This is a genomic window from Chloroflexia bacterium SDU3-3, from assembly GCA_009268125.1.
GTDB lineage: Bacteria > Chloroflexota > Chloroflexia > Chloroflexales > Roseiflexaceae > SDU3-3.
This window is the reverse complement of record WBOU01000006.1, coordinates 378,379-402,200: the sequence shown is the minus strand read 5'-3', so window position 1 is coordinate 402,200 and position 23,822 is coordinate 378,379. Positions and strand designations below refer to the sequence as shown.

The 23,822-nt window shown below is 67.8% G+C and carries 15 protein-coding genes and 1 pseudogene; 10 read left to right on the top strand and 6 right to left on the bottom strand.

Features of this window, described 5'->3' with window-relative positions; translation table 11 throughout:
* Positions 1–23: 23 nt before the first annotated feature.
* Positions 24–1,055: a 2-dehydropantoate 2-reductase gene (locus F8S13_12805; GenBank protein KAB8143108.1), complete on the bottom strand. Its 1,032-nt coding sequence runs from the start codon at positions 1,053–1,055 to the stop codon at positions 24–26.
* 114 nt (positions 1,056–1,169) lie between these two features.
* Positions 1,170–2,423, bottom strand: a complete 1,254-nt coding sequence (locus F8S13_12800; protein ID KAB8143107.1) for an NADP-dependent isocitrate dehydrogenase — start codon at positions 2,421–2,423, stop codon at positions 1,170–1,172.
* A 92-nt stretch (positions 2,424–2,515) separates the two neighbouring features.
* Between F8S13_12800 and F8S13_12795 the strand changes: the two genes are divergently transcribed.
* The 4 genes from F8S13_12795 (at position 2,516) to F8S13_12780 (ending at position 9,501) form a co-directional block, all read left to right on the top strand.
* Positions 2,516–4,555 (top strand): hypothetical protein, encoded by a 2,040-nt coding sequence (locus F8S13_12795; protein KAB8143106.1) that lies wholly within the window; start codon positions 2,516–2,518, stop codon positions 4,553–4,555.
* Positions 4,556–4,590: 35 nt separating this feature from the next.
* A complete protein-coding gene (locus tag F8S13_12790) occupies positions 4,591–5,826 on the top strand; it encodes a glycosyltransferase (protein ID KAB8143105.1) in 1,236 nt (411 codons plus the stop codon).
* A 64-nt stretch (positions 5,827–5,890) separates the two neighbouring features.
* Positions 5,891–7,750, top strand: coding sequence for a glucosyl-3-phosphoglycerate synthase (locus F8S13_12785; GenBank protein ID KAB8143104.1), 1,860 nt, complete (start codon positions 5,891–5,893; stop codon positions 7,748–7,750).
* Positions 7,751–7,755: 5 nt separating this feature from the next.
* Positions 7,756–9,501, top strand: coding sequence for a sugar phosphorylase (locus F8S13_12780; GenBank protein KAB8143103.1), 1,746 nt, complete (start codon positions 7,756–7,758; stop codon positions 9,499–9,501).
* Between the two features lie 106 nt (positions 9,502–9,607).
* Here the strand turns inward: F8S13_12780 and F8S13_12775 are convergent, their stop codons facing one another.
* The gene (locus F8S13_12775; protein KAB8143102.1) at positions 9,608–10,402 is read right to left on the bottom strand and encodes a PRC-barrel domain containing protein; all 795 of its coding nucleotides are present in this window, start codon (positions 10,400–10,402) and stop codon (positions 9,608–9,610) included.
* 954 nt (positions 10,403–11,356) lie between these two features.
* On the opposite strand from F8S13_12775, the gene F8S13_12770 reads away from it, so the two are divergent.
* Positions 11,357–13,630 (top strand): response regulator, encoded by a 2,274-nt coding sequence (locus tag F8S13_12770; protein KAB8143101.1) that lies wholly within the window; start codon positions 11,357–11,359, stop codon positions 13,628–13,630.
* Here the strand turns inward: F8S13_12770 and F8S13_12765 are convergent.
* On the bottom strand, positions 13,557–14,801 hold the full coding sequence (locus F8S13_12765) for a response regulator (GenBank protein ID KAB8143100.1): 1,245 nt from the start codon (positions 14,799–14,801) through the stop codon (positions 13,557–13,559). The genes F8S13_12770 and F8S13_12765 overlap by 74 nt on opposite strands.
* A 256-nt stretch (positions 14,802–15,057) precedes the next feature.
* Between F8S13_12765 and F8S13_12760 the strand changes: the two genes are divergently transcribed.
* The 4 genes from F8S13_12760 (at position 15,058) to F8S13_12745 (ending at position 20,205) form a co-directional block, all read left to right on the top strand.
* Positions 15,058–16,416, top strand: a complete 1,359-nt coding sequence (locus F8S13_12760) for a carbohydrate ABC transporter substrate-binding protein (GenBank protein ID KAB8143099.1) — start codon at positions 15,058–15,060, stop codon at positions 16,414–16,416.
* 75 nt (positions 16,417–16,491) lie between these two features.
* On the top strand, positions 16,492–17,442 hold the full coding sequence (locus tag F8S13_12755) for a sugar ABC transporter permease (protein ID KAB8143098.1): 951 nt from the start codon (positions 16,492–16,494) through the stop codon (positions 17,440–17,442).
* On the top strand, positions 17,442–18,326 hold the full coding sequence (locus F8S13_12750) for a carbohydrate ABC transporter permease (GenBank protein ID KAB8143097.1): 885 nt from the start codon (positions 17,442–17,444) through the stop codon (positions 18,324–18,326). Before F8S13_12755 ends, F8S13_12750 begins: the two co-directional genes overlap by 1 nt.
* A 4-nt stretch (positions 18,327–18,330) precedes the next feature.
* The gene (locus F8S13_12745) at positions 18,331–20,205 is read left to right on the top strand and encodes a hypothetical protein (protein ID KAB8143096.1); all 1,875 of its coding nucleotides are present in this window, start codon (positions 18,331–18,333) and stop codon (positions 20,203–20,205) included.
* Between the two features lie 158 nt (positions 20,206–20,363).
* Here F8S13_12745 and F8S13_12740 read toward each other — a convergent pair whose 3' ends face one another.
* Together F8S13_12740 and F8S13_12735 are read right to left on the bottom strand one after the other, a co-directional pair.
* Positions 20,364–21,122, bottom strand: coding sequence for a class I SAM-dependent methyltransferase (locus F8S13_12740; GenBank protein ID KAB8143095.1), 759 nt, complete (start codon positions 21,120–21,122; stop codon positions 20,364–20,366).
* Positions 21,123–22,114: 992 nt separating this feature from the next.
* The gene (locus tag F8S13_12735) at positions 22,115–23,095 is read right to left on the bottom strand and encodes a DUF1152 domain-containing protein (protein ID KAB8143094.1); all 981 of its coding nucleotides are present in this window, start codon (positions 23,093–23,095) and stop codon (positions 22,115–22,117) included.
* 393 nt (positions 23,096–23,488) lie between these two features.
* Here F8S13_12735 and F8S13_12730 point away from each other — a divergent pair.
* Positions 23,489–23,764 (top strand): annotated as a pseudogene (locus F8S13_12730) (FmdB family transcriptional regulator).
* Positions 23,765–23,822: the final 58 nt, after the last annotated feature.

The window sequence follows — 23,822 nt, the reverse complement described above, 5'->3', positions numbered from 1 at the left end:
CTGGGTGGATACGTTATGCGAAATTATACCTTGGCCGGACGCCCGCTGGCCGCCGCGATCAGGCGCGAGGGGTTGTGGCGGTAGTCATCCCACGCGATCCGGCCCTCGGCGATGCCCTGGAGCGTGGCCCACAGCGCCGCGTTGGCCGGGGCTGGCAGCCCCAGCTTGGCGGCCTGCTCGGCCACCGCGCCGTAGAGGAAGCGGCCCTCGGAGCGCGGGTTGCCGCGCCGCAGCTCGATCAGCAGCGAGGGCAGCTTGCTGCCGCGCCCGCCCGCCACGGTGCGCCGCAGCAGCGGGTAGAGCAGCGGCGTGGGCGCGTAGCGCATGGCCAGCGCCAGCGGCGCGGCGGGGTAGCGCGGCAGGCTCACCGGGCGGATGCCCAGCCGGTCCATCACCGCCAGCGCCTCGCGGAAGGCCTGGCGCTCCAGCGCCACCAGCGCGTCGTCGGCGTAGACCTGGGCCACGCTGCGGTCGAGGATGGCGGCGGTGGCGTTGCCCAGCATGTTCAGCAGCGCCTTCGACCACTTCATGGCCTGGTGGCTGGCGTAGGTTTTGGTGGTGAAGCCCGCCCGCGTGAAGACCTGGGCCAGCGCGCCCAGCTGCTGCCCGGCCACCGGGGCCAGCCCCACGCCGCCCTGCTTGGTCACGGCCACCCGGCCCTCGCCCGCCACATCCACCGAGGTGGTGATGGCCCCGCTGATCACGCGGCCCGGCCCGAAGCGCTCGGCCAGCGCCTCCTCGTGGCCGATGCCATTCTGCAGCGTCAGTATGCTGCTCGCGCCCAGCTGGGCCAGCGTCTCCATGGCGGCGGGCGTGTCGTAGCCCTTCACGCACAGGATGGCCAGCTCGGGGCGCACCGGCGGCGCGGCGGGGTCGCTGAAGATCTGCACGCTGCGGATGGCGCGCTCCTGCCCGGCCTCGGCGAGGGCGATGCCGCTCTGGGCCAGCGCCGCCGCGTTCGAGCGGGCCAGCAGGGCCACGCGCTCGCCCGACTCGGCTAGGCGCGCGGCCACCAGCAGGCCGATCGCCCCGCCGCCAACAATCACAATATCCACGGTCGTTCCTCTACTACAAACGGCTGGCCAAAGGGATTTTCGCCAGCGGGGCGCATAGAAACGGCGCGGCCAAACCATTGGCCGCGCCGCCTATCCTACCGGTCGCTTTGATCGCTACAGGTTGGCGATCAGCGCGTCGGCAAACTCGCTGGTCTTCACCTCGGTCGCGCCCTCCATCAGGCGGGCGAAGTCGTAGGTGACGACCTTGTCGTTGATGGTCTTCTCGATCGAGCTGATCAGGCTGTCGGCCACCTCGGTCCAGCCCATGTAGCGGAACATCATCTCGCCGGAGAGGATGACCGAGCAGGGGTTGACCTTGTCGAGGTTGGCGTACTTGGGCGCGGTGCCGTGGGTGGCCTCGAAGATCGCGTGGCCGGTGACGTAGTTGATATTGCCGCCGGGGGCGATGCCGATGCCGCCCACCTGGGCCGCCAGCGCGTCGGAGAGGTAGTCGCCGTTCAGGTTCAGCGTGGCGATCACGTCGAAGTCCTCGGGGCGGGTGAGCACCTGCTGCAGCGTGATGTCGGCGATCGCGTCCTTGATCACGATGCCGTTGGGCAGCTTGCACCACGGGCCGCCGTCGATCTCCACCGCGCCGAACTCGCGCTTGGCCAGCTCGTAGCCCCAGTCGCGGAACGCGCCCTCGGTGTACTTCATGATGTTGCCCTTGTGGACAAACGTCACGCTCTTGCGGCCATTGTCGATGGCGTACTGGATGGCGGCGCGCACCAGGCGCTCGGTGCCCGGCTGCGACACGGGCTTGATGCCCACGCCCACCGAGGCGATCTCATCCGCGCCGAAGCGCACCTTCTTGAACTCCTTGGGCAGCTGCTCCTTCAGGAAGTTCAGGATGTTCTGGGCCGCCTCGCTGCCGGCCTGGAAGTCGATCCCGGCGTAGATGTCCTCGGTGTTCTCGCGGAAGATCACCATGTCGACCTTCTCGGGGTGCTTCACGGGCGAGGGCACGCCAGCGAAGTACTGCACCGGGCGCAGGCAGACGTAGAGGTCGAGCAGCTGGCGCAGGGCCACGTTCAGCGAGCGGATGCCGCCGCCCACCGGCGTGGTGAGCGGCCCCTTGATGCCCACCAGGTACTCCGAGAACGCGTCCACGGTGGCCTGGGGCAGCCAGTCGCCGCTCTGGTTGAAGGCCTTCTCGCCTGCCAGAACCTCCATCCAGCTGACCTTGCGCGTGCCGCCGTAGGCCTTCTCCACCGCCGCGTCGAACACGCGCACGCTGGCACGCCAGATATCGGGGCCGGTGCCGTCGCCCTCCACGAAGGGCAGGATGGGGTTGTCGGGCACAAACAGCTTGCCGTCGGCGATCCGAACCTTCTCGCCCGCGGGCGGGGTATACGTCACGTTGCTCATGGTTGCTCCCTTGCTCTCTCATGCCTGGCGGAATAGGGCCGTAGGTAGGGCGCTATTATAGTAGCTTGTGAAGGGCGGCGCAACTACAGCGGGTGGCGGGATTTCCCTTCTGCTCGGGGCAGATGCGCGGTGCGGGCGGGCGGGGCTGGCACACATATTGCTGTATCCACGCGTGTTTGGCTATACCTGCGCTGCTAGGGCGGCAGGTGCGCGCTGCGGCGTGCGCCTGCCGCCCTCGCGTGATTCTGGCGCGGCCCGGCTTGGGCGTTTGGTACTGGTCTGGGGTGCTTGCCGCCTGCCCTGTGCGTGATGTACAATCTGTGTGCCCAGACCATGCCGAGCTGCATATCCCGAAAGGACGCATATTGTACGTTCCAACCTCCGCCTTCCTGCGGCTGCTTGAGAACCGCATTCAGCTCGATAGAATCCCCTTCAGCGACCGCGGCTCGCGCCTGCTGATCTACCAGGAGCAGCGCTTCGCGCACACGCTGTACCTGAAGCTGGCCGAGCGCCTGACCTCGCTGGTGCCTGGGCTCTCCTCGTACCGCGCGCGCCCGCCGTTCATCCACGGCATGCGCTTTATCGACGAGGATGGCCACACTCTCCCCTTCGACGTGATCTCGTACCCGCACGCGCTGCTGTTCCAGACGCCGCTGGGCGAGTTTATGCTGATCTTTCAGGACAACGCCACGCTCAGCGTCGGCATCCCGCCCGATGTGGCCTGCGGCATCCGCTTCAGCATCACGCCCGACCTGGCCCGCCCCGACGCGGCGGGCGGCGAGTTCAAATCGGTGCGCAACTGCGCCTACTCCACCAACGGCACGGTGCTGATGAACCGCGTGGACAACAACGGCAACGGCTACGACGTGGCGCTGGTGGTGCAGGGCGGCTACGACACCGCGATCACGCTCACGGTGCAGGCCGGGCTGGATCTGAACCGCGAGGTGCTGCCCTTCCGCGCCGCGCTGGCCGCCGCCGAGTCGCGCTGGCACGAGTGGTTCGCCGCCGTGCCCGAGGTGGCCGCGCCGTACCGCTCGCAGTACTACTACGCCTGGTGGGTGATGGGCAACAACATCCTCTCGCCCCAGGGCTACTTCCGGCGCGAGAGCGTCGCGCCATCCAAGGCCCACTACGTGGGCGCGTGGCAGTGGGACAACTACTTCCACGCCCTGGCCTTCCGCTACACCAACCGCCAGCTGGCCAACGACCAGATCCAGTTCATGCTCGACCACCAGCAGCCCGACGGCATGATCCCCGACGCGGTGTACGACGAGGGCACGATCACCCAGCTGGAGATCCCGATCAGCGCGGCGGTCACCAAGCCGCCGATCATCGGCTGGGTGGCCATGCACGTGTACGACAAGACCGGCGACCAGCAGCTGCTGCGCGACATCTACGAGCCGCTGGTGCGCTGGAACTCGTGGTGGTTCGGCCTGAACGACGATGACTCCGACGGGATCGTGCAGTACTCGCACCCGTTCTCCTCCGGCCTGGATGACAGCCCGCTGTGGGATGGCGGCGTGCCGGTGGAGGCGGTGGACCTGAACACCTATCTGTGCCTACAGATGGAGGCGCTGGGCCGCATGGCCAAGATCCTGGGCCGCCCGCGCGAGGCCGAGATGTGGGGGCGCAAGTCGGACGCGCTGGCCAAGCGCATGATCGACCACTTCTACGACCCCAAGGCGGGCCTGTTCTGGAGCCAGAAGGACCACACCCCCATCCATGTGCTCACGCCCTTCAGCCTCTACCCGATCTGGACGGGCAAGATGCCCCAGCCCATCCTGCGCCGCCTGCTGGCGCACCTGGATGACGAGCGCAGCTTCCGCACCACCCACCCGCTGCCCACGGTGGCCCGCTGCGACACCACCTACAACCCGATGCAGATGTGGCGCGGGCCGGTGTGGATCAACATCAACTATATCTTTGTGGAGGCTCTGCAGCGCGTGGGCGAGCGCGAGCGGGCGCGCGACCTGGCCGAGCGCACCCTGCAGCTGGTGATGCTCCACAATGACATCTACGAGTACTACCACCCCGACACGGGCGAGCCGCCCCCCAAGGCCGCGCCGATGTTCGGCTGGTCGGCGGCGTGCTTTATCGACCTGGCCATCCGCATGTCTCGCGGCGAGATCTAGCGGCCCCAGGCAAGAGACACATCGGAGCAGACATCATGGCACAGATTGGCATACTGCACTACGCCGGCCCGCCGGTGGTCGGCGGGGTCGAGATCACGATGGCGGCGCACGCCCGCTGGCTGGCGGCCATGGGCCATAGCGTGCGCGTGATCGCGGGCAGCGGCGGGGAGGGCGGCATGGGCGTGGAGACATGGCTGCGCCCCGAGTTCTCCTCGCGCGGCGGCCTGATCGAGCTGGTGAACGCCGAGCTGGCCAGGGGCGTGCGCAGCGCGGCCTACGCCGCCCTGGTAGACCGCATTGCGGGCGAGCTGGCTGACGCGCTGGCGGGCCTGGATGTGCTGATGGTGCACAATGTGCTGACCCTGCAGAAGAACCTGGCGCTGACCGCCGCGCTGCACCGGCTGGCGGCGGCGGGCCAGGCCCCGCGCCTGCTGGCCTGGTGCCACGACTTCGCCTGGCTCGACCCGCTCTACACCCCCGAGCTGCACGCGGGCGAGCCGTGGGATCTGCTGCGCAGGCCCTGGCCGCACACGCGCTATGTGGTGGTCTCGCAGGATAGGCGGGGCATGCTGGCCGGGCTGCTGGGCCTGCCCGAGGACGAGATCACCGTGGTGACGCCAGGGGTGGATCTGGACGCGCTGCTGAAGCTGGAGCCGGAGACATCCGCGCTGGTGCGGCGGCTCGACCTGCTGCACGCCGACCCGCTGCTGCTGCTGCCCGCCCGCATCACCCGCCGCAAGAACATCGAGGCGGCGGTGGCGATCACCGGGGCGCTGCGGGCGCAGGGCCTGGCCCCCCGGCTGGTGGTTACCGGGCCGCCTGGCCCGCACAACCCTAGCAACGCCGCCTACCTGGCCCAGCTGCAGGCCCTGCGCGACGCTACCGGCGACCCCGCCTCGGTGGTGTTCCTCTACGAGTCGTTCTGCGACGCGGCGGGCGCGCCCCTGCCCGTGAGCGATGCGATGCTGGCCGACTTCTACCGCCTGGCCGACGCGCTGCTGCTGCCCAGCCGCTACGAGGGTTTTGGCATCCCCGTGATCGAGGCTGGCCTGGTGGGTATGCCGATCTTTGCCAGCGACATCCCACCCTTCCACGAGACGGCGGGCGACGCCGCCCTGCTGTTCGATCTTGAGCTGCCCGCCCACCAGGTGGCCGAGCGCATCGCCCAGGCCATGCGCGGCGACGCGCGGCTGGCCCTGCGGCGCAGGGTGCGCCTCGCGTACACCTGGGAGGCGATCATCCGCCGCGATATTGAACCCTTGCTTGCCTAGCTATGGTGCGCGGCCTGCCCCACGATCGCGCCGCGCCGCGCACTACCTACGAGGAGAAACCCGCATGACCATCGAACACCTGCCCACCCCGGCCCATGCGAACGGCTTTATCGTGCTGCTGCCCGTGATCGACCCCGACGAGGCGATCCGCCTGCTGCCGATGGCCGAGGCGCTGGCCGAGCACCACCGCGGGCGGATCGTTGCCGTGCGCGCCATGGTTGTCGAGCCTGGCACGCCCATGGGCGAGACCCTGGCCGAGAGCCGCCGCCTGCGCGCCGAGCTTGATACGATCTTCGCCGCCAAGGGCGCGAGCTCCATCCCGTTTTCATCCACTGTGAATGTCGGCCACTCGCTCTCCGAGGCCTTCCGCAGCGCCGCCCAGGAGCAGCACGCCAGCCTGCTGCTGCTCGGCTGGCACGGCGAGCGCTCATCATCCGAGCGCATGTTCGGCCCGCCGATCGACGACCTGCTGCGCCAGCCGCCCTGCGATGTGATCGTGGCCCGCCTAGCTGGCCTAGCCGACTGGCGGCGCATCCTGCTGCCGGTGCGCGGCGGCCCCCACACCCAGCTGGCCTGCGACACCGCCCTAGCGATCGCCGAGAGCCACGACGCATCCATCACCATGCTCTACGCCAGCGACCCGCGCCAGGCCGACAACATCGCCGCCCGCGAGAGCATCCAGTCGCTGCGCACCATGCCGCGCGTCAATCGCTGGCTGGAGCGCGCCATCCCCGCCGAGCAGGCCATCGTGGCCGAGGCCCCCGAGCATCAGGTGATCGTGCTGGGCGTGACGGGCCGCAGCGGCGACCCCGAGGCCCCCACTGGCCCCCTGGCCGACCGCATCCTGCGCCAGGCCAACACCACCGTGGTGCTGGTGCGCCACCGCATGGAGCAGTCCGAGGAGCAGGCCCAGCAGATCTGGCAGCGCCAGCGCGATCTCTCGGCCACCGTGGACCGCTGGTTCGCCGAGAACACCTTCTCCAGCGCCGAGTTCGAGGACATCCAGCGCCTGCTGGCCCTCAAGCAGCAGCAGAAGATCACGATCAGCCTGGGCCTGCCCGCCCTGAACGAGGAGGAGACCATCGGCGAGATCCTGGGCGTGCTCAAGCGCACCATGATGGATGAGGTGCCCCTGCTCGACGAGATCGTGCTGATCGACAGCCGCTCGACCGACCGCACGCGCGAGATCGCCGAGGAGCTGGGTATCCCGGTCCACGTCCATCAGGACATCCTGCCGCAGTACGGCGCGTTTATGGGCAAGGGCGAGGCGCTCTGGAAGAGCCTCTACGTGCTGAAGGGCGATATCGTTGCCTGGATCGACACCGACATCCGCAACTTCCACCCGCGCTTTGTCTACGGTATCATCGGCCCGCTGCTGCGCGAGCCGCACCTGCTCTACTGCAAGGGCTTCTACCGCCGCCCCATCCAGATGGGCGAGACGATCTCGGCCACCGGCGGGGGCCGCGTGACCGAGCTGACCGCCCGCCCGCTGCTCAACCTGTTCTACCCCGAGCTGTCCGGCATGGTGCAGCCGCTCTCGGGCGAGTACGCCGCCCGCCGCAGCGCGATCGAGGCCGTGCCGTTTTTCACCGGCTACGGCGTAGAGACCGGGCTGCTGATCGACCTGCTGCAGAACCACGGCCTCACCTCGCTGGCCCAGGCCGATCTGCAGCAGCGCGTGCACCGCAACCAAGAGCTGGTGCCGCTCTCCAAGATGGCCTTCGCGATCACCCAGGTGGTGATGCAGCGCCTTGAGGAGCGCCAGCGCGTGCGCCTGCTGGAGCCGATCAACCAGAGTATGAAGCTCATCCGCCCCGCCGAGGACGAGCAGTTTCACCTTGAGGTGCGCCAGATCCGCGACCACGAGCGTCCCGCGATGCTTTCCATCCCCGAGTACCGAAAGCTGCGCGGCATGGAGGACTGATGCCCATGAGCCACCACCGAGAATCCATCCAGTCGAAGCTTGCTGTGCTGTACGGCCACGAGCGCGCCGCCGAGCTGGTCGGCCCGCTTGTGGCGCGGCTCGATGCCTTCGCCGCCGCCCACCCGCCGCGCCCGCCACTGGCCCCCGCCGAGCGCCTGACCGAGGATGATGTCATCCTGATCACCTACGGCGACCAGGTGTGCGCCGAGGGCGAGCCGCCGCTGCACACCCTGGGCCACGCCATCGACGATCTGTTCGGCGGCGTGGTTAGCGGCGTGCACATCCTGCCGTTCTACCCCTACACATCCGACGATGGGTTTTCGGTGGTGGACTACACCGCCGTGGACCCCATGCTTGGCAGCTGGGAGGATCTGGCCCCCCTGCGCGGGCGCTACCGCCTGATGTACGATGCGGTGCTCAACCACATCTCCGCGTCGAGCGCCTGGTTCAAATCGTTCCTGCTGGGCGAGCCGGAGGCCGAGGCCCGCTTTATCACGCTCGACCCCGCCACCGATGTCTCGCAGGTGACGCGCCCGCGCACCCACCCGCTGCTCACCCGCTTCGAGACCGCCGACGGCGACCGCTGGGTCTGGACCACGTTTAGCGAAGATCAGATCGACATCAACTTTGCCAACCCCGAGGTGCTGCTGGCCATCCTGGATGTGGTGCTGTTCTACGTGGCGCAGGGGGCTGATCTGCTGCGCCTGGATGCCGTGGGCTACATCTGGAAGGAGCTTGGCACCCGCTGCATCCACCTGCCCCAGGCCCACGCTATCGTGCAGCTGCTGCGCAGCGCGCTGGATGTGGCCGCGCCCCACGTGCTGCTGGTGACGGAGACCAATGTGCCCCACGCCGACAACATCAGCTACTTTGGCGATGGCACCAACGAGGCCCAGATGGTCTACCAGTTCCCGCTCGCGCCGCTGGTGCTCAATGCCTTTCAGGCTGGCGCGGCCACCCACCTGACCCGCTGGGCCAGCGGGCTGGCCGCGCCCACCGCGCAGACCACCTTCTTCAACTTTTTGGCCTCGCACGATGGCATCGGCGTCGTGCCCGCCAGCGGCATCCTTTCCAACGACGAGGTGGATGCGCTGGTGCTGCAGGCGCTGGAGCATGGCGGCAGGGTTTCCTACAAGACCAACCCCGACGGCACCCAAAGCCCCTACGAGCTGAACATAACCCTGTTCGACATGCTCTCCAACCCGGCCAGCGCCGACCCCTACGCCATCGATCGCATGGTCTGCGCCAACGCGATTATGCTGGCGCTGCAGGGCGTGCCGGGGGTGTACGTGCATAGCCTGGTCGGCTCGCACAACAACCTGCTGGGCCTGGCCTCCACCGGTCGCGCCCGCACGATCAACCGCGAGAAGTGGAGCTACGAGGCCCTGCGCCAGCAGCTGGCCGAGCCGGGCGGGCGCGCCGCCACGGTGCTCGCGCGCATGTCGCGGCTCATCCAGGCTCGTCGTCACATGCGCGCCTTCCACCCCAACAGCCCGCAGAAGGTGCTGGCCGGCGACCCCGCTGTGTTCTCGCTGCTGCGCGGCGGCGACGACGCTGCGCCGCTGGTGCTGTGCCTGCACAACGTGTCGGCGCTGCCGCACGAGCTGTCGCTCACCGCCGCGCGGCTGGGCTTCGACGATGGCGCGTCGCTGGTGGACATGCTGGGCGGCGCGCACTATCGCCCCAGTGGCGATGGCCTGCTGCGGATCACGCTCGCGCCCTACCAGGTGTTGTGGCTGGGCGCCGAGTAGCCGCCCGCTCGCTTTTCCCCAACCATAGCACAGCGCCGCGCCAGGAAAGAAACCCTGGCGCGGCGCTGTGTTGTGCTGCGGCCCGCCTGTGGCGGCCTAGCCCGCGCTACTGCCTGCGATCCTCCCAGTAGGCCGGTCGATCGTAGTGGCGGTGCAGCGCCGCCTCGTACTCGCGGGTCAGCGCCGCCGGGTCGTACTCGGGCGCGTGCTGGATGGTGTCTTTGGCAACCTTCACCGATACCGTCGCGCTCTCCCAGTCGATGCTATCGATCCACTTTGGCGCGATCAGCACGTGCTTGCCGGGCCACCAGTTGCGCGTATCGAGCACCAGGTAGCGGATCTGCCATGTCTCCTCGTCGATCAGGAAGTCGGACACGTGGCCGATCTCGCCATCGCTGGCGTGGATGTGGTAGCCGCGCACCTCGCGGGTGCTGCGCAGGTGTGGGTCGCCCTCGGGCCGGGCCAGCTGGTCGGCTTCGCGGGCCAGCTCGTGCGCTGCCGGGGCGGGCGGGATGGGCGGCATGGCCAGGCCGGTGGGCGCGTAGGGGTACAGCCCTGTGCCCCACAGCGCCACGCCATCCCAGTAGGGCTGGTAGCCATAGTGGTTGGAAAGCTCGGCCTCCGCCTGGCGCGAGATCGGCATGTGTGTGGAGATGTCGGGGCTGTTTTTCACCTGCTCGCGGGTGATGCCCACCTGCACGCCCTTGGTCTCCCAGTCGACGCCGCGCACCACGGCGGGCGAGAGCAGCACCTGGCGGTCGGTCAGCCACCCGCCGGTGTCGGTGACAAGGTAGCGCACGGTCCAGCTCTGATCATCGAAGAAGAACTCTTCGACAGTGCCGATATCGCCATCGGTGGCGTGGAGGGCGTTGCCCTGTAGATCGTTGATACTTCGCAGCATGGTGGGTGCTCCTTTCATCCTGGCAGCTCCGCCAGCGATATGGATTCCTACGCATCCATGGGCAAGAAGTGCGCCAGGGGTTGGGGGCGCTGCGGTGGCTGGGCGCTGGTGCTGCGGTGGCTGGCGCATAGCAGCGCGGAATGGCCAGAGCTGGCGGTGTAAAAAACCACCTAACTCCGTTCATGGTACCCCCCTCCATGATTGCTAACGTCGGCGCTTGGATTGCAAGCATGCCTGCGAGGCTTCCAAGCAGCAGCGCTTGGATTGCAAGCATGCCTGCGAGGCTTCCAAACAGCGGCGCTTGGATTGCAAACATTGTGGATAACTACCGAGTTAGGCAAAAATTCAAAAAATTGACCTGGATTTGGCTTCATGTTGGGGGTGTTTCCTTTCCTCACCGACGTGTGCGGAAGCCTCCGCGCCATGTGCGGAAGCCCACGCGGCAGGCGCGGAATCCAGGCGCAAGCGCGGGGTTTGCTCGGCAGCGTGTTTGGCTTCATGCGGTGGGGGGCGAACGTTCCTGCGTAGCCTGCGAGGAAGCCAAGCGGCGGTGCGAGCAAGGCTGCGGCGGATGTGTTGTGCGCTGGCGGCATGCGCAGGAGGGGCGGGGCATTGTGTGCATTGTGGGGGCGCAGGGTGGGTTCGATGGGTTCGATGGCTGCGCTGCGGGCGGGCACGAGACCCGCCCCTACGGCGGCGTGCGGTCATGGCGAGGCATTGTGTGGTGGTATCTTGGTGCTTTCCCCTTTCGCGTCTTCGTGTCTTCGTGGTGAAGATCTCCCGTTTCCCTTGGAGCCTTGGCGTCTTGGTGGTAAAACGGTTCTCTCTGTCTTTGTGCCTTCGTGTCTTCGTGGTAAGAATCCCCTTCGTCCCCTTGGAGCCTTGGAGCCTTGGTGGTAAAACGGTTCTTTTCTCCCCTTCGTGCCTTCACGTCTTCGTGGTGAAAAAATCTACATGTGCGTCGTTCGCGGGATGCTATACTGGGGCCGATCACCCCAGTGCAGCAAGACAAGCGAGGTTGCTATGTGGCAAGGGCTGGTAGCCGAAGCGCAGCCAGAGTTTCGCGACGCGATGCGCACGCTCTTGGAATCGACCACCCGCACGATGATCGCCAGCATCGGCGCACTCTACGCCGTGTGGCATGTGGTGGCCGTGCTCAGCTGGCCGGTGCAGCTGGGCGGGCAGGTCTGGCTCACCAGCCTGGTGCTGGGCAGCGCCAGCGCGCTGGCCCTGGTGCAGATCCGGCGCAGGCTGCTGCTGGCCCAGGCGGTGTGGCTGGCTGGGCTGGCGGGCACGATCAGCGTGGCGCTGCTGGCCTTCCGCCAGCCGCAGCTGGCCTACATCTACGCGCTGCTGCCCCTGGCGGCGGTGGTGCTGATCGGCTATCGGGCCGGGCTGGCCATGCTGGTCGTGGTGGCTGCCATTGTGTGGGCCATGGGCCTGGGCGGGGATGCCCCGCTGCCTGCCGATGGCATGCTGGCCATCCCCGTGGCGGGCGCGGTGGCCTGGCTGCTGGGCTGGGCCTCCTCGCACACGCTGGCCACCGTCACGCAGTGGTCGCTGTTCAGCTTCCGCCAGTCGCAGGAGAGCCTGGCGGTGGCCCAGGAGCAGCGCGGCCAGCTCTCGCATATGCTGAAAGATCTGGATCAGGCCTACTACCGGCTGGAGCGCGCCAACGCCGCGCTGGTGGCCGCCCGCAAGCGGGCCGAGGATGCCGAGCGCTTCAAGGCCGAGTTTGTCACCAACATCAGCCACGAGCTGCGCACCCCGCTCAACCTGATCGTGGGCTTCAGCGAGGTGATGATGACTGCGCCGCAGAGCTACCAGGATGTGCCGCTGCCCGGCATCTACCGCCGCGATATGAATGCGATCTACCGCAGCGCCCAGCACCTGCTGTCGCTGGTGGATGATGTGCTGGATATGGCCCGGATCGAGTCGGGGAAGATCGCGCTGGCGCGCGAGCAGGTGGATCTGGGCGCGCTGGCCAGCGAGGCGCTGGAGACCATGCGCGACTACATCCGCGCCAAGGGCCTAGCGCTGGAGGTGGAGATCGAAGCGGGCCTGCCGCCCTTCTGGATCGACCGCGTGCGGGTGCGCCAGGTGCTGCTGAACTTGCTGGTGAACGCCACACGCTTCACCCAGCGGGGCGCGATCGGCCTGCAGATCAGCCGCGAGGGCGATATGGTGGTGGTGCGGGTGCGCGACACCGGCACCGGCATCCCCGAGCCAGATCTGCCAAAGGTCTTCGAGGCCTTCCGCACCACCGAGCAGCCCATGTCCGAGTGGCACAGCGGCACGGGGCTTGGCCTGCCGATCAGCAAGCAGTTTATCGAGCTGCACCAGGGCAAGATGGGCGTGGCGAGCGTGCTTGGCGAGGGCAGCACCTTTTGGTTCACGCTGCCCTGCGCCCGCCAGCCGCAGCCCGAGGCTGTGCGCAGCCAGGCGGGGCGCTGGGTGCCGGTGGTGCCGCTGGGTGCCAGCGAGAAGATCGTGGTGGTGGTGCACGATGACGCCCAGGTGGCGGCGCTGCTGCAGCGCCACCTGGATGGCTACCGCGTGCTGGCCGCGCCCAGCTTGGCCGAGGGCGCGGCCATGGCCGCCGAGCTGCACGCTATCGCGCTTGTCACCGACAGCAGCGCGCCTGCGCCCGCGCCGGGCCTTGCGGTGCCGCACATCCAGTGCCCGCTGCCCAGCAGCCACCAGGCCGCGCTGCTGTTCGGCGCTCGCGACATGCTGGTGAAGCCGGTATCGCGCGAGCGTCTGCTGGCTGCGCTGGCCACGATCGACGCGCCCATCCGGCGCATGCTGGTGGTGGATGACGACCCCGACATGGCGCGGCTGGTGCAGCGCATGCTGGCCACGCTGCCGCAGCCCCCGGCCTGCCTGGTGGCCCACAACGGGGCCGAGGCCCTGGCTTTGCTGCAGGAAAACGAGGTCGATCTGGTGCTGATGGATCTGGCCATGCCCGGCATGAATGGGCACGAGCTGCTAGAGCAGCTGGGCGGGCGGGCGGGCCCAGCCCGCCCGCCGGTGATCATCATCTCGGGGCAGGACCAGGGCTATAGCGCGGGGCGGCTGGCTGGCCAGCTGGCGCTGCACCAGCCGCAGGGCTGGCGGCTGGGCCAGCTGATCGCGGGCGTGGGGGCGCTGCTGGCTACGATCTCGCTTGGCTGGGGGCAGGAAGAGCCAGCTGCGCCAGCGCGCGCAGCAGCGCCATCTGCGAGATAGGCTTGGGCAGGTACGCAGCGCCCAGCGCCCCGGCCAGCTGCGGCTCGTTCAGCACCGAGCAGATGATCACCGGCACCGCCTGGGTGCGCGGGCTGGCGCGCAGCGCCATCAGCAGCTCCCAGCCATCCTCGCGCGGCATCATGATATCCAGCGCGATCGCCGAGGGCACATGCTCGGCCAGCTGCTGCCGCGCCGCCTCGGCGTCGGTCGCGCCGATCACGCGCCAGCCGTGGCCCGAGAGGTAGCGGCGAAACAGGTCGATAAACTCCTCGTTGTCGTCGATTACCAGCAGGCTGCGGGTGGCGGCCTCGGGCCATGTCAGCTGGGCCGACCAGCGCTGCTCGTCGCCCTGCCACTCCATGCTGCCGCCCATGGCCGCCATTAGGCCCTTGCAGACATCCAGGCCCAGGCTCTGGTGCGGCTGGGGCCTGCCCTCGGCGCGGCTGCCCGCCGCCGCGATGCGGATGCCCACCTGCCCCGGCCCCGCGAAGCTGGCGATGCTCACCTGGCCGCCCTGCCGCACATCCAGCGCGTAGGTGATGGTGCCCAGGATGGCCTGCCGCATCAGCACGCGGTCGGCGTGGGCCAGCGCGGCCTGGGGCGCGGGGCCGTAGGCCAGGGTCGCGCCCTTGGCCTGGGCCAGCGGGGCCACGATCGGGCGCAGGCTCTCGATCAGCTGGGCCAGGTCGGTGTCCTCCCAGGTGGCGTGGGCCGAGAGCCGCTCGACCTCGGCGCGGGCCAGGGCCTCGCGGCTCTCCTGCGCGGCTGGCGCGGGCTGCGGCTGGCGCTGCTGCCACTCCTGCCACAGCAGCACGGCCAGCTGCTCAAGCGCGCGGGCCTGCTCGCGGAAGTAGGTGCTGCGGCTGAGCGCCAGCTCCTGCATCGCCTCGGCGGGGCTGAGGCCCGCGATGTAGCGCAGCTCAAGGATCTGGTGGCTGCGCCAGCGCGGCGACTGCGCCGCCAGCCCTGGCTCGGGGCGCAGCCGCTCGATGCCCTGCAGGATGCTGCGCCGCAGCTGCTGGTCGCGCTGCATGGCGTTGGCGTTTGGCTCGGCCAGCAGCCGCGCCAGCGGGTGGTTCTGGATGGCTGGTGGGTCGTAGAGCTGGCCGAGGGCGTCGTGCAGCCACTGCTCGAAGGTGGCGTAGTCGGGGTCTTCGGCAGAAGGGGACATCGGCTTGCCTCCGCTAGGTGGGACTGCCTTGGGACTAGGCTAGGACTGGCTGCGTTGCAACTATCTGTAAGGCTATGGTAGAGTAGGCCCTATCATACCATATCCCTTATAGGTGCACCGAGGCACAGGGCGCATACGATAGGCGTGCGGGCCAAGCCCGCTGGCTTGGGTGCGGCGTGCGTGGGCCAGCCTCCAAGCTCCCACATGTTATGGCAGAGAAGCCGTGAGCGCAGCTTGCTGCGAGAAGGGGACGACCATGGCGCGTCGAACGATCGATCGGCGGACATTTCTGAAGGGCGTGAGCCTGGGCGGTATGGGGCTGGTGCTGGGCGCGTGCGGCGCGCAGGAGCAGGGTGCCAACGCATCCACCGGCGGCGCGCAGGCACCGGGCAGCACCACCACGCAGCCCATCTCGCTCTGGTACAACGCCGACAACCATAAGGCCGAGTACGAGAAGCGGGTGGCCGAGATCAATAAGAAGTTTAACGTCGATCTCAAGCTGGAGCTGCTCACATCCGATGCCCAGCTGAAGAAGCTTCAGGCCACGCTCATGTCGGGCAGCGGCACCCCCGATATCTGCGAGCTGAACGCCGAGGACATGGTCAAGTTCCTCAAGGGCACCGAGAAGGCCATCCCCTTCCTTGCGCTCAATGATGTGCTGAAAGACAACCCCTACTACCCCCAGGTGCTGGAAAGCCGCTGGGCGCGCTACACCAAAGATGGCAAGATCTTCGGCGCGCCGCACGATGTCCACCCTATGCTGATGCTCTACAACGATACGGCCTGGCAGAGCTTTGGCGTCGATCTTTCCAAGGTGACCACATGGAAAGAGTTCCTCGACGCCTGCGCCAAGGTCGACAAGAAGATGCCCGACGGCAGCGCCCGCTACGCCCTGATGGATAGCCCGCTCGACCAGTCGGTGCCCGCGCGCATGCTTGAGCAGAAGCTCTGGTGGACCGATGATACCGGCAAGTCGATGCTCGGCGACCCGCGCTTCAAGGCGATCATCGAGGATGCGCTCCAGTTCAAGCCCTACTATGTGGATATCGACTGGACCAACCAGGTGGCGATGATGAAGGCGGGCCAGGCCATGACCGAGCTGACCCCCGACTGGCTCTACGGCATCCACAAGCAGGGCACCGCGAAAGATACCGAGCTGCTGAAGAACTCGCCCATGCGCCTGATGCGCATCCCGGGCATCGCCGCCGACGACCCGCGCGTCAGCACCTGGGGCGGCACCACCGGCACCGTGATGAAGATGTCGCCCAATAAAGAGCTGGCCACCCAGATCATGCTCTACCTCTACTTCGAGAACGGCGAGAAGCAGCTGGAGGAGCGCTACAAGTCGATCGGCATCCTGCCGCCGGTGAAATCGTGCTGGGATGGCGAGGCCTTCCATACCGAAGACCCCTACGTGGGCGGCCAGAAGGCCGGCGAGGTGTTTATCGAGGCCGCAGGCGCGCTGCCCAGCTACTCGGAGAGCTGGACGACCGAGCTGGTGAAGAGCGCGTGGCGCGAGCAGTCGCTGCTGCTCTGGGCCGACCAGACCGATGTCGATACGGCGATCGCCAATGCTATCAAGTCTGCCGAGGAGCAGATCGCCAAGAATAGCTAGGCTGGCCTGGGCGCAGGCGCCACCGCAGCGCCTGCGCCCATCGTGCGGTTCTCGATACGGTAGGAAGGAGCGACTATGGCAACCATCTCGGTCCCGCGGGCGGCGCGCCCTACGCTGTGGGCGCGCATCGTGCGGTTTTTTAGCGACCAGCGCAAGTGGGCACCCTACCTCTTCATCGCACCGTTCTTCATCACCTTCGCGCTCTTCACGCTCTACCCGCTGCTGCGGGCGGTGCTGATGGCCTTTCAGGAGTCGCTGGGCTATGGCGACGAGTGGGAGTGGGTCGGCCTCGCCAACTTCGCCGAGGCCTTTACCAACGACGGGCGGCTGCAGAGCGCCTTCCGCAACGCGCTGCTCTACGCACTGGGCAGCATCGTCACGCAGCTGCCGGTGGCCTTTGGGCTGGCGCTGCTGCTCACCTCGCGCTTTATCAAGTCGCGCGGCCTGCTGCGCACCCTGTTCTATGTGCCGGTGGCACTGCCCGGCCTGACGATGGGCGCGATCGGCGCGTGGTTCTTCAACAAAGATCGCGGCTTTGCCAACGCGCTGCTGATGCAGTTCGGCGCAGATCGGATCGACTGGCTGGGCTTCCCGCAGTTTGTGCTGCCCATGATGCTGACGCTGGCGTTCTGGAGCTATGTGGGCAGCCACGTGGTCTACTTCATCGCCGGGATCACCGGCGTCGACCCCTCGATCGAGGAGGCGGCGATTGTAGATGGCGCGAATCTCTGGCAGCGGATCTGGCATGTGCTGCTGCCGCTGCTGCGCCCGGTGATCGCGTACATGACGATCACTATGACCGCAGGCTCGCTGATGATTTACGAGGTCACGCTGATGCTGTACAACAACGGCGATGGCGGCGGCCCCGGCGGGCGCGGCTGGTTCCTGGTGCCGTATATCACCTGGCTCTCGTTCAACCAGCTGCGGCTGGGCTACGCCACCGCCATCGGCTGGATGGTGTTTGCGGTGTCGGTCGGGCTTACGGTGCTTCAGCTCAAGCTGTATCGATTTGGCGAGGTGGACTGATGGCAGCACAACCCATGCAACCGTCGCAGCAGGCGCTGCGCGTCCAGCGCAGGCTCAGCCGCGAGCGCAGGCTCAGCCTGGTGGTGACCGCCTGCACCGCGCTGCTGGCGGTGATCTTCCTGTGGCCATTCATGGCAGTTCTGGCGCAGAGCTTCAACCGGCTGGATGTGGTGAAGAACCCCATGTCGATCATCCCGACCGCGTTCACCTTCGAGCTCTACGAGATGATCGTGACGCGCTACCATCTTGAGCGCTACTTTCTGAACACGCTGGGCGTGGTCACCACCACCACGGTGCTCAGCACCTTCGCCAGCGCGCTGGCTGGCTATGCCCTGGCCAAGCTGCCGTTTCGCGGGCGGAACATCGCGCTGCTTTTGATCCTGGCGGTGATGCTGCTGCCCACCGACTCGATGCTGGTCTCGAAGTTTGTGGTGATGCGCCAGCTGGGCTTGCTGAACAGCTACTGGGGCCTGGTGCTGCCCAGCATCGGCGGCGGGGCGTTCGGCATCTTCCTGATGCGGCAGTTCATGCTGCAGATCCCCACCGAGATGCTGGAGTCGGGGCGGATCGATGGCTGCAACGAGTTCGGGCTGTTTCTGCGGCTGGTGCTGCCCAACATGAAGGCCTCGGTGGCGGTGCTGGCCATCCTGTCGCTCTCGGGCAGCTGGAACTCGGTGCTGTGGCCGCAGATCCTGATCAGCGACGAGAACATGCAGCTGATCATGCCTGCTATAATGCGCCTGCGCAACGGTATGTCGACCGACGCATATGCCACACCAGTGACGATCGCGGCTGCGATCGTGTGCGCGCTGCTGCCGCTGGGGCTGTACCTCTACAGCCAGCGGTTCTTCACGGCGGCGCTGGCGGGGGCGCTGAAGGGGTAGACCCATGGAAACCGCCTTTGAGGATGATGAGCGCCGCGCGGCCTTCCTGCTGGCCGAGCTTGCTGCGGACCGGGCCTGCGGCAATGGCCGCGCCGATGTGTTCCACCAGATCCCTCGGCTGGAGCTGGGGCGCGGCGTGCTTGACGAGCGCTTCGTGCGGGCCTCGCTGGAGCTGGCCACGGCCATGCGCGACTGCGCCGACTTCGCCCTGGCCGGGCTGCTGCGCGCGCGCTACCGCTACGGCCAGGGCCACATGCTCGCACCCGCGCTGCGCGACGCTATCGACCAGGCGGCGCTGGCCTTCTGCTACTGGTACGACCAGCCCGGCATGCGCATGTGCTTCCACACCGAGAACCACCAGATCCTGTTCCACAGCTGTGAGCTGCTGGCCGGGCAGCTGTTCCCGCGCCAGGTGTTCGCGGCCAGCGGGCGCGATGGCGCGTGGCACGCCCAGCACGGCGCGGCGCTGGCGCGGCGGTGGATCGACCACCGCGCCCGCTTCGGCTACGCCGAGTGGCTGTCGAACTGCTACATCGAGGAAGACCTGACGGCGCTGCTGAATATCTACGACTTCGCGCTAGAGCCGGAGCTGCGGCAGCTGGCCGGGCAGGCGGTCGACATGCTGCTGCTCGACCTGGCCATGCACAGCTTCGGCGGCGCGCTGGCCAGCAGCCACGGGCGCACCTACGCCCAGCTGGTGAAGGGCGCGAGCGCCGACCCCAGCGCCACCATCGGCTGGCTGGCCTTCGGCACGGGCCAGCTGCACCTGACCACGGGCGTCTACCACATGGGCACCAATATGGCGGCGGTGAGCATGGCCACCAGCGCCTACCGCTGCCCGCCCGTCATCCAGGCGATCGCGCACCACCAGCCCGCCGAGCTGCTCATCCGCGAGCGCTTCGGGCTGGGCGTGGATGAGCTGCCGCGCTACGATATCCCCGCCGATGATCTGGACGCGAGCATGATCCTCTGGGCCTGCCAGAGCGCGCGCCACCCTGCGGTGCGCGCCACGGCCCAGCGGCTGGCACAGGCGGCTGGCGACCCCTGGCTCCAGGGCTTCGTGGCCCAGGCCGACGATAGACTGCCCGCCTGCCGCGCGCTGGCCGCCGAGCGCGGCGGCAGCTTCGACGGCGACGCGCTGGACACCGCGCTCTCGCCCGCCCACATCGTCACCTTCCGCACGCCGCACTACCAGCTGAGCAGCGCGCAGGACTTCCGCCCCGGCAAGCCCGGCTACCAGCAGCATGTGTGGCACGCCGCGCTGGGCCGCGACGCGGCGGTGTTCACCAGCCACCCCGGCACCGCCGACGAGCGCGACGACCACGAGGCCCGCCCGAACTTCTGGGCCGGCTGCCGCTGGCTGCCCAGGGTGGCCCAGCATCGCAGCACGCTGATCTGCATCCACCACATCCCGCCGGATGACCCCTTCCCCTTCTCGCACGCCTACTTCCCGCGCGCGGCCTTCGACGAGCTGGTGGAGCGCGGCGGCTGGGTGTTCGGGCGCAGGGGCGCGGGCTTCGTGGGGCTGGCGGCGCTGCCGGGGGCGCGCTGGGCGGGCGCGAGCGAGTTGCGCGCCCCCGAGCGCGATGCGGCGTGGGTCTGCGAGCTGGGCGACGCCGCGCAGTACGGCGGCTTCGCCGACTTCGTGGCCGCGTGCAGCCGCGCCCCGCTGCGCTGCGAGGGCCTGCGCGTGGAGTACGAGTCGCCCGCGTGCGGCTCGCTGGCCTTCGGCTGGCTCGGGCCGCTGGTGGTGGCGGGCCGCGTGCAGCCGCTCCACCCCGGGCCGCGCATCGACGCGCCCTACTGCCAGGCGGCGGTGGGCGAGCGGCGCATCCGCATCCGCCACGGCGCTGACGCGCTCGACCTCGACTTCCGCTAGTTTTTTACCACCAAGACACCAAGGCACCAAGATTCTTTTTTCTTGGGGTCTTGGTGTCTTGATTCATGATGCCAAGGCTTTTCTGGCGAAGGTACGAAGACTCCAAGATATTTTCTCTTGGAGTCTTGGAGGTGAATCTTCTGTGCCTTCGTGGTCTACTACAACGCCCGCAGGTACAGCGCGCTCTGGCCGTCGGCCTCGGTGGCGTGGGTGAAGCGCAGCAGCTGGTAGCCGTGCTCGGCCAGCAGGGCCAGCAGGTAGGGCTTGCTGTAGCGCACCACGTGCAGCGGGCCGTTGCAGCGCAGCCGGTAGCCCTCGGGGTTGATCGACACATCGGGCACGCCCTCCTCCACGAAGGTGGTGAAGAACAGGCTCCCGCCCGCGCCCAGCACGCGGCGGAAGTCGCGCAGGTAGGCGCGCATGTCCGCCTCGGTGGTGTGCGAGAACACCGAGAATAGGTAGGCGATGTCGGCGCTGGCCTCGGGCAGGTCGAACTGGAAGCCCTGGCCGATGGCCGCGCCGCCCTGGTTGTAGCGCTCGTTGTAGAGATCGAGGTGCAGGAAGCGGTAGGGTGGGCTGGCCTGGCCGATGTGGCGCTGGCACCACTCGACCGAGCGGCGGTCGATGTCGATGCCCACATAGCCGCCCAGCGCTGGCACCCTGCGCCGCAGCCCGATGGCCAGCCGCCCCTGGCCGCAGCCCACATCCAGCACGCGGCTGCCCGCGCCGCAGCCCAGGTGCTCCACCAGCCGCTGGGCCTCGCCCTCCGCCGAGCGCAGGTAGAAGGCGTCGTCCTTGAACTCGGGGCCGCACCAGCGGTGGTCGGGCAGCGGGATGATGCTCCCCTCCAGCTCCACGTAGTCGCGCCCCAGCACGCGGCTGATGAACTTGGTGCGGATGGTGTGGATGATGCTCACAGTGTGCTTTTCCTCTGCTGGTGCCGCAGGCTGCGGCGCGGCCTTCCCGCCGCTATTCTACCGCATCACAGCCCGGCGAGCGCGCGCAGGCTGGCCCGCAGGCGCTCGCCATCCTCGATGTCGGCGGGGGTGAGGTACACCGCGCTGATTAGCTCGGCGCACTCGCCGCGCGTAGGCAATGCTTGCATCTTTGTCCGGTGGGGCTGGCCTGCTGCGACCCCGATGATGATGGTTCCTCGTGGTTGGTGGGTGTGTGCCCTGCGCGGGCGGTGGCTAGGCCCGATCGGGCCGACCGGATGCGGCTTCGATGAGGATGGGTTTTTGTGGTTGGTGGGTGCGTGCCCTGCGCGGGCGGCGGCTAGGGGCCAGCCCCTAGCAACCCCGCCATGGGGCTACGCCCCCTTGGAACCCCCAATTTGCGGCATTCCCGTGCTGGCCGCTGGCCGCTGGTGTTCGTGCATATGGCCAGTGTGCGCGAGTAGCACCTTCGCCGCATGGGCCAGGTGGGTAGGGCTGGTACTGCTCCTATCTCCTATGCATTTCGTTTTCTTGGAGCCTTGGAGTCTTGGTGGTAAATGTTCCCCCTTCGCGTCTTCGAGGTATTCGTTTTCTGCCCCTTGGAGCCTTGGAGTCTTGGTGGTAAATGGGTTCCCCTACTGCAGGTCGGGCCGACCGGATGCGGCTTCGATGATGATGGTTCCTCGTGGTTGGTGGGTGCGTGCCCTGCGCGGGCGGCGGCTAGGGGCCAGCCCCTAGCAACCCCGCCATGGGGCTACGCCCCCTTGGAACCCCCAATTTTAGGCATTCCCGTGCTGGCCGCTGGTCGCTGGTGTTCGTGCATATGGCCAGTTTGCACGAGTAGCACCTTCGCCGCATGGGCCGGGTGGGTAGGGCTGGTACTGCTCCTATCTCCTATGCATTTCGTTTTCTTGGAGCCTTGGTGGTAAAAGGTTCCCCTTCGTGTCTTCGTGGCTTCGTGGTATTCGTCCCTACTACTGCAGCGGGATGCGGCGCAGCCGCCGAGGCACCACGGCCTCGCGGGCGATGCTGAGCGCGCGCATGGCCTCGCGGAAGGTGGATGTGCCCGCCGCGTGGGCCAGCATGGGGTTGCGCGCCACCACGCCGGGCAGGTCGAAGAACCAGCAGATCGGCATCAGCGGCGAGATCCACAGCGTGCTGCCGCTGGTCTTGCTGGTCATGTGGTAGTTGCCGTAGCGCCCCTGCGCCGCCGAGATGATCGACGAGTTGATCACGCTGGGGTCTTGGCCGGGGATGGCCTGGGCGTAGAGCGTGGCGTCCTCGTAGGCCTGGTAGCACTCCATGGCGCTGGTGAGCGAGCAGCTGCCTAGGAACGCGCCGTCGGCGGCCAGTGCGGCCATGTTCTCGAAGATGTGGGCGTGGGTCAGATCCTGCTCGGCCCCCAGCCCCACGCAGGCCAGCAGCCGCGTGGGCAGCTCGGCCAGCTCGGCGGCGGCGGCCAGCGACACCGCGTCCTCGATGTAGGTGCCCGGCTCGGCCTCGTCGCCGCGCGCCAGGCTGTCCACGCCGCCATCCACCAGCAGCAGCGCGTCGATGCCCAGCCGCTCGACCAGGCGGCGGTAGGCCTCGGCCAGGGGCCGCACGCCGGTGCGCTCGAAGGCCCAGACCGTCACCTCGCGGCCCCGCCGCTCGCGGAACCAGCGCGCCAGGTAGTGCTCGGGGAAGTAGCCCGCGCTCGCGGGGGCGGCCCCAGCGCTGGCGAAGGGGGCGGTGTCGGCGGTGACGCCCGCCAGCGCCGGGTGTGGCCGCTCCGCCGTCTCCAGCAGGTGCAGCGGCGAGAAGCTGAGGTTGGCCAGGTGCACCTGCATGCCCTGCTCCTCCAGCGCGAAGGCCAGCGGCAGCCCGCAGTAGATGTCGAACCCGCCGCCCATACCGGCGATCAGGATGCGCTGGCACCCCGCGAGCCTCTCGGCGATCGGTAGGTTGAGCTGCATGGTGTTCCTTCCCCTCGGCTGTCCCCGGGCTTTGTTGAAGGGTGAACATAGTTGTTTTTTTGACGTCTGTCAAATCCAGCGCCGCATGTGCCATCGCGCCGGACGCATCGCGGTGCCTGCCAAGTGAAACACCACTGTAGGGGTGGGTCTCGTGCCCGCCATGTGCGCATTGACCGCATCGCGCCGGATGTAGTGCAATGATCGCTACACGACCCTGATGCGGCTACGTTTTCCATGCCATTGAGGCCCATTGCTTTTGCGCACAAGCAGCAAAGGCGCTCAATACCATAGAAGATCGCGAAGAAGACACCACAAAGGGTGGGAAAATGATCTAATTCAGGTCTAGCATTATTCCATCAAGCAAAAGAGGCTCCCTATATCTCGAAGGAGCACGCTGCAGGCGGAAGCAGCGGCAGTGCAGGCAGAAGCAGCGGCAGTGCAGGCAGAAGCAGCGGCAGTGCAGGCGGAAGCAGTGGCGCTGCAGGCGGAAGCAGTGGCGCTGCAGGCGGAAGCAGCGGCGCTGCAGGCAGAAGCAGCGGCAGTGCAGGCAGAAGCAGTGGCAGTGCAGGCAGAAGCAGCGGCGCTGCAGGCAGAAGCAGCGGCAGTGCAGGCAGAAGCAGTGGCGCTGCAGGCAGAAGCAGCGGCAGTGCAGGCGGAAGCAGCGGCAGTGCAGGTTGGAACTACATTGCTGTCATGGCTTCCGACCCGATGCCCGCATTGCCCCGCC